6 protein-coding genes are annotated in these 6,355 nt (G+C 65.4%); all 6 read left to right on the forward strand.

Features of this window, described 5'->3' with window-relative positions:
- On the forward strand, window positions 1-820 hold an 820-nt coding region (gene panC / locus AC5RUJ_RS09240), incomplete at its 5' end, for a pantoate--beta-alanine ligase (protein WP_494155783.1).
- A 66-nt stretch (window positions 821-886) separates the two neighbouring features.
- Window positions 887-2,404, forward strand: a complete 1,518-nt coding sequence (lysS, locus tag AC5RUJ_RS09245) for a lysine--tRNA ligase (RefSeq protein WP_494013370.1) — start codon at window positions 887-889, stop codon at window positions 2,402-2,404.
- Between the two features lie 2 nt (window positions 2,405-2,406).
- Window positions 2,407-2,565 (forward strand): hypothetical protein, encoded by a 159-nt coding sequence (locus tag AC5RUJ_RS09250; RefSeq protein WP_493978318.1) that lies wholly within the window; start codon window positions 2,407-2,409, stop codon window positions 2,563-2,565.
- Between the two features lie 222 nt (window positions 2,566-2,787).
- Entirely contained in the window at window positions 2,788-3,120 is a 333-nt protein-coding gene (locus AC5RUJ_RS09255) for a histone-like nucleoid-structuring protein Lsr2 (protein WP_493978319.1), read from the forward strand.
- Window positions 3,121-3,284: 164 nt separating this feature from the next.
- Window positions 3,285-5,783: an ATP-dependent Clp protease ATP-binding subunit gene (locus tag AC5RUJ_RS09260; protein WP_494001939.1), complete on the forward strand. Its 2,499-nt coding sequence runs from the start codon at window positions 3,285-3,287 to the stop codon at window positions 5,781-5,783.
- Between the two features lie 181 nt (window positions 5,784-5,964).
- A partial coding sequence (locus tag AC5RUJ_RS09265) for a TolB-like translocation protein (protein WP_494155784.1) occupies window positions 5,965-6,355 on the forward strand: 391 nt, incomplete at its 3' end.

The raw sequence follows: 6,355 nt of genomic DNA on the forward strand, positions 1-6,355 counted from the left end.
GCGGCCTTCGCTGGGGCTGGTCCCGACCATGGGAGCGCTGCACGCAGGCCACGCGGCGCTGGTGCGGGCCGCGCGGCAGGCGTGCGACGTCGTCGTGGTTTCCGTGTTCGTGAATCCGCTCCAATTCGGCGAGCAGCAGGACCTGGACCGCTACCCCCGCACCCTGGAAACCGACCTGGACCTGCTGGCGGCGTGCGGGGCGGACGTGGTGTTTGCCCCCGCAGTCGAAGAGGTCTACCCGGACGGCGAGCCGCTGGTCAGGATCGACGCCGGTGCGCTGGGCGCGAAGTTCGAGGGCGCCTCCCGGCCGGGCCACTTCGACGGCGCCCTCACTGTGGTGGCCAAGCTGCTCCATTACGGGCTGCCCGCGGCGGCCGGCGCGGCCGGCTACCGCGCCTACTTCGGCCAGAAGGACGCGCAGCAGCTTGTGCTGGTCAAGCGGATGGTGGCCGACCTGAACTTCCCGGTGGACATTGTGGGTGTGCCCACAGTGCGCGACGACGACGGGCTGGCACTCTCCAGCCGCAACCGTTTCCTCAACGACGCCGAGCGGGAAGCGGCGCTGGTGCTCTCCCGCAGCCTGGCGTACCTCCGCGGACAGGCCGACCGGCACGAACCCCTGGACGTGGACGGCGCGCTGGCCATGATCGAGTCGGTGCCGCCCGTCCGGCTGGACTACCTGGAAGTGGTGGATCCCCGCACGCTCGAGCCGCTGGCCTTCAACTGCAGGGAGACCCCGTTCACCGGCGAGGCCCTGGTGCTGGTCGCCGCGCAGGTCGGCCCGGTTCGGCTGATCGACAACGCGCAGCTCGGCTACTGACGTCCGCGGATGGAAGCTCCGGGACGTTTGGCTGGCCCGGCCCCGGTACCGGTACCCTTAACTACCGTGACCCGCGATAATTCCCCCACCCCACATCCCGCAGCCGAGGCTGCCGACGCCTCCGAGCAGATGCACGTGCGCATGGCCAAGCGCGCCAAACTCTTGGAGCGCGGCGTCGAGGCGTACCCGGTGGGCGTGGACCGGACCCATACGCTGGCCGAGGTGCGCGAAAAGTACGGCCACCTCGAGGCAGACGAGACCACCGGCGACGTCGTGGGAGTGTCCGGGCGCGTGGTCTTCATCCGCAACACCGGCAAACTCTGCTTCGCGACCCTGCAGGAAGGCAGCGGCGTCCGCCTGCAGGCAATGTTGAGCCTGGCGAACATCGGCGAGGAAGCGCTCGCGGACTGGAAGGCCCTCGTGGACCTGGGCGACCATGTGTTCATCCGCGGCGAAGTCATCAGCTCCAAGCGCGGCGAGCTGTCCGTGATGGCCGACAGCTGGCAGATGGCCTCCAAGGCGTTGCGTCCGCTGCCCGTGCTGCACGCCGGCCTGAGTGAAGAGACCCGCGTGCGGCAGCGGTACGTGGACCTCATGGTGCGCGACGAAGCACGCCAGATGGTTTACACCCGCGCCGCCGTCATTCGCTCCATCCGCGAAACCCTGCACTCCCACGGCTACGTGGAAGTGGAAACCCCCATGCTGCAACTGGTGCACGGAGGCGCGACGGCCCGTCCCTTCGAGACACACCTAAACGCCTTTGACCAGGACATGACCCTGCGCATTGCCACGGAGCTGTACCTCAAGCGCGCGGTGGTCGGCGGCATAGACCGGGTCTTTGAGATCGGCCGGATCTTCCGCAATGAAGGCGTTGACTCCACCCACAGCCCCGAATTCACCACGCTGGAAAGCTACGAGGCGTATGCCGACCAGTTCGTCATGGGGGAGCGCATGAAGGAAATGATCCTGAATGTGGCCGACACCATCGGCACGCGCGTCATTGAAACCCCGCAGGGCACTATTGACCTCAATGGGGAATGGCGCTGGCTGGGGGTCTATCCCGGTTTGTCCGAAGCGGTGGGCCGGGAAATCACCCCGCAGACGGGCGGTGAAGAGCTGCGCGACATTGCCGAACAGCACGGCGTGAAGATCGACCCGAAGTGGGATACCCAGAAGGTGGTCGTCGAGCTGTTCGGTGAAATCGTCGAACCGACGCTGCTGCAGCCGACCTTCGTTTACGACTACCCGCCGGCAGCGCAGCCGCTCGCGCGCAACCACCGCGACAATCCGGAGTTGATTGAGGCCTGGGACCTGATTATCGGGGGCATGGAACGCGGCACCGCTTTCTCCGAGCTGATTGATCCGGTGATTCAGCGCGAACGCCTGACCGAGCAGTCGCGAATGGCGGCGGCCGGAGACGAGGAAGCGATGCAACTGGACGAAGACTTCCTGCGTGCCCTCGAATACGGCGCGCCGCCGATGGGCGGTATCGGACTGGGCATCGACCGATTGGTGATGCTTTTCACCCAGGCGGGAATCCGCGAAACGATTCTGTTCCCGCTGCTGAAGCCGGAGCTGGGCTGAGCATGGAATATCTGTGGGTACTTGCGCCGTCGCTGGGTGTCGGGCTTTTGTTCTATTTCGTGATGAAAGCCATATTCAACGCCGACCGGAAAGAACGCGAAGCGCTGGCCGAGGCCGAACGCGAGGCCGAAAGGCGCGCGGCCGAAGGCCGCGAGGAATAGGGGAAGGCCCCGGACAAGCATCAATTGTCCGGGGTTTTTCCTTTAATCACATTCACTGCGCTATACCGGTATTTCCCACCTGGTCAAATCGGATCTGATCCATGGCTGGATTGCAGGACGATCGAATCCGGCTGTATTGCCTTGAAATGGAGTGTAGGACATAATAAGTATGGTTCGGATTATACCGGACATATAGATCCACCCACCCAAAAGGAGCCTTCTGTGGCGCAAGAAGTAAAAATCATTCTGGTTGATGATCTGGATGGTGGCTCGGCCGATGAAACGGTCCGGTTCAGCCTGGATTCCAGCAGCTACGAAATTGATCTTTCTTCATCGCATGCCGAGGCGCTTCGCGACGCGCTCAAGCCGTACATTTCTTCCGGCCGGAAGATTCCTGCCCGGGGCTCCAAGGCCGCCAAGCCGGCCGGCGGCACACGCAACCAGGACGCCTCGGCGATCCGCGCGTGGGCACGGGAGAACGGTTACAACGTTAGCGACCGCGGACGTGTGCAATCTGAAATCATCGAGGCCTACAAGGCCGCCCACGGGGGATAACGGGCGGCCCGTTCCATCACGGGCAGATCGATCGGCGGGGCGGACAGGCAACTGTCCGCCCCGTTTGCCGTCCTGCAGGGGGCATTACCCCTAGGGCGAACAGAACGCACAACAGCCATCCGGGCACGTAGCATCAAAGTACGCAGTAGCTAGGAGTGTGCGAGATGTTTGAGAGATTTACCGACCGTGCCCGTCGCGTTGTCGTGCTGGCTCAAGAAGAAGCCCGCATGCTCAACCACAACTACATCGGCACCGAACACATCCTCCTCGGATTGATCCACGAGGGTGAGGGCGTTGCCGCCAAAGCACTGGAGTTCCTCGGCGTCTCCCTGAACGGCGTTCGTGAGCAGGTCCAGGAGATCATCGGCCAGGGCCAGCAGGCTCCGAGCGGCCACATTCCGTTCACGCCGCGTGCCAAGAAGGTTTTGGAGCTGTCGCTGCGCGAGGCCCTGCAGCTCGGCCACAACTACATCGGCACCGAGCACATCCTGCTGGGCCTAATCCGCGAAGGCGAAGGCGTGGCCACGCAGGTGCTGGTCAAGCTGGGCGCCGACCTCAACCGCGTGCGCCAGCAGGTCATCCAGCTGCTCTCCGGCTACCAGGGCAAGGAGCCGGTCACCGCCGGCCAGCAGCAGGAAGGCACTCCTGCAGGATCGGTGGTGCTGGACCAGTTCGGCCGGAACCTCACTCAGGCTGCGCGTGAATCCAAGCTCGACCCGGTCATCGGGCGCGAGCACGAAATGGAACGCGTCATGCAGGTGCTCTCCCGCCGCACCAAGAACAACCCGGTATTGATCGGTGAGCCCGGCGTCGGCAAGACCGCCGTCGTCGAGGGCCTGGCCCAGGCGATCGTCCGCGGCGACGTGCCGGAGACCATCAAGGACAAGCAGCTCTACACGCTGGACCTGGGGTCCCTGGTGGCCGGGTCGCGCTACCGCGGTGACTTCGAGGAGCGGCTGAAGAAGGTCCTGAAGGAAATCCGGACCCGTGGCGACATCATCCTGTTCATCGACGAGATCCACACCCTGGTCGGTGCGGGTGCCGCCGAGGGCGCGATCGACGCGGCCTCCATCCTGAAGCCGATGCTGGCGCGTGGCGAACTGCAGACCATCGGTGCCACCACCCTGGACGAGTACCGCAAGCACATCGAGAAGGACGCCGCGCTGGAGCGCCGGTTCCAGCCGATCCAGGTGGAAGAGCCGTCCGTGGAGCACGCCGTGCTGATCCTCAAGGGACTGCGGGACCGCTACGAGGCGCACCACCGCGTGTCCATCACCGACGGCGCCCTGGATGCCGCCGCGCACCTGGCCCACCGGTACATCTCCGACCGCTTCCTACCGGACAAGGCAATCGACCTGATCGACGAGGCCGGGGCGCGGCTGCGCATCCGCCGGATGACCGCACCGCCGGAGCTCAAGGACATCGACGAGCGCATCGCCGAGCTGAAGAAGCAGAAGGAATCGGCCATCGACGCCCAGGACTTCGAGGGCGCCGCGACGCTGCGGGACCAGGAAGGCAGGCTGCAGGACGAGCGGGCCGAAAAGGAACGCGCCTGGAAGTCCGGGGACCTGGATGAGATCGCCGAAGTGGACGAGGACCTGGTGGCAGAAGTGCTGGCCAACTCCACCGGCATCCCCGTGTTCAAGCTGACCGAGGAAGAATCCAGCCGCCTCATGCACATGGAGGCCGAGCTGCACAAGCGCGTGATCGGCCAGGACGAGGCGATCAAGGCCATCTCGCAGGCGATCCGCCGTACCCGTGCCGGCCTGAAGGACCCCAACCGTCCCTCCGGCTCGTTCATCTTCGCCGGCCCCACCGGCGTCGGCAAGACCGAGCTCGCCAAGGCCCTGGCGGAATTCCTCTTCGGCGAGGAAGACGCGCTGATCACCCTGGACATGTCCGAGTACTCGGAGAAGCACACGGTCTCGCGGCTGTTCGGTGCCCCTCCGGGATACGTGGGCTACGAGGAAGGCGGTCAGCTGACCGAAAAGGTCCGCCGCCGCCCGTTCTCCGTGGTGCTCTTCGACGAGGTGGAGAAGGCGCACGCCGACCTGTTCAACTCGCTGCTGCAGATCCTCGAGGACGGCCGCCTGACGGACAGCCAGGGTCGCGTCGTGGACTTCAAGAACACGGTGATCATCATGACCACCAACCTTGGCACCCGCGACATCTCGAAGGGCGTCATGACCGGTTTCCAGTCCGGCACGGACACCAAGACCGGGTACGAACGGATGCGCGCCCGGGTCCAGGATGAGCTCAAGCAGCACTTCCGGCCCGAGTTCCTGAACCGCGTCGACGACACCGTGGTCTTCCCGCAGCTGAGCGAGGAAGAAATCGTCCAGATCGTGGATCTGTTCGTCGAGCGCCTGCGGAAGCGGCTCGCCGAGAAGAACCTCAAGATCGACCTGACCGACGCGGCCAAGGTGCTGCTGGCCACCCGCGGCTACGATCCCACCATGGGTGCCCGGCCCCTGCGCCGGACCATCCAGCGGGAGATCGAGGACCAGCTCTCCGAGAAGATCCTCTTCGGCGAGTTCCACCCGGGCGAGACCATCCACGTGGACGTCGAGGGCGAAGACGACGCCGCGACGTTCGTCTTCAGCAGCACCGGAGCGCCCAAGGCAATCGAGGGAGTCCCGGACACCCCGGCACTGTCCCAGTAGCCTGCACCGTACTGCGCAGGGAGAGCCCCGGCTTCGGCCGGGGTTCTCCCGCTTAACCGGAGGGTGTTGATACCGGGGCCGGAGGCGGCGTAGCAAAGCCGCGAATTGCCGCCATCACCTGTGATCCGGCACACAAGTAGTGTTTACTTACTCCATGCGTTCTGAAGCAATCACTTCCGAAATGCGGCCCGAGCTGCCCCTCCAGCAGGGTGCCGCCACCCCGTTCCACGACCTGGACCGCTTCATCGCGTTGCCGCGGCTCGGCTCCCTGGCCCTCAGCCCGGACGGCAGCCGCCTGGTAACCTGCGTCAGCGTGCTGAACCCCGCCTGCACCGACTACGTCTCGTCCCTCTGGGAGGTCGACCCGGCCGGTCACCGCCCGGCACGCCGGATGACGCGCAGCTCCAAGGGCGAGTCCGGCGCGGCTTTTGCCCGCAACGGCGACCTGTACTTCACGTCCGCCCGCCCGGATCCCGAGGACCCGGAGAAGGAACCGATCCCGGCCCTGTGGCGCTTGCCGGCCGCCGGTGGCGAAGGCCGCATGGTGCTCTCCCGCCCGGGCGGAATCGCGG

The sequence above is a fragment of the Arthrobacter sp. Y3223164 genome (assembly GCF_059091005.1).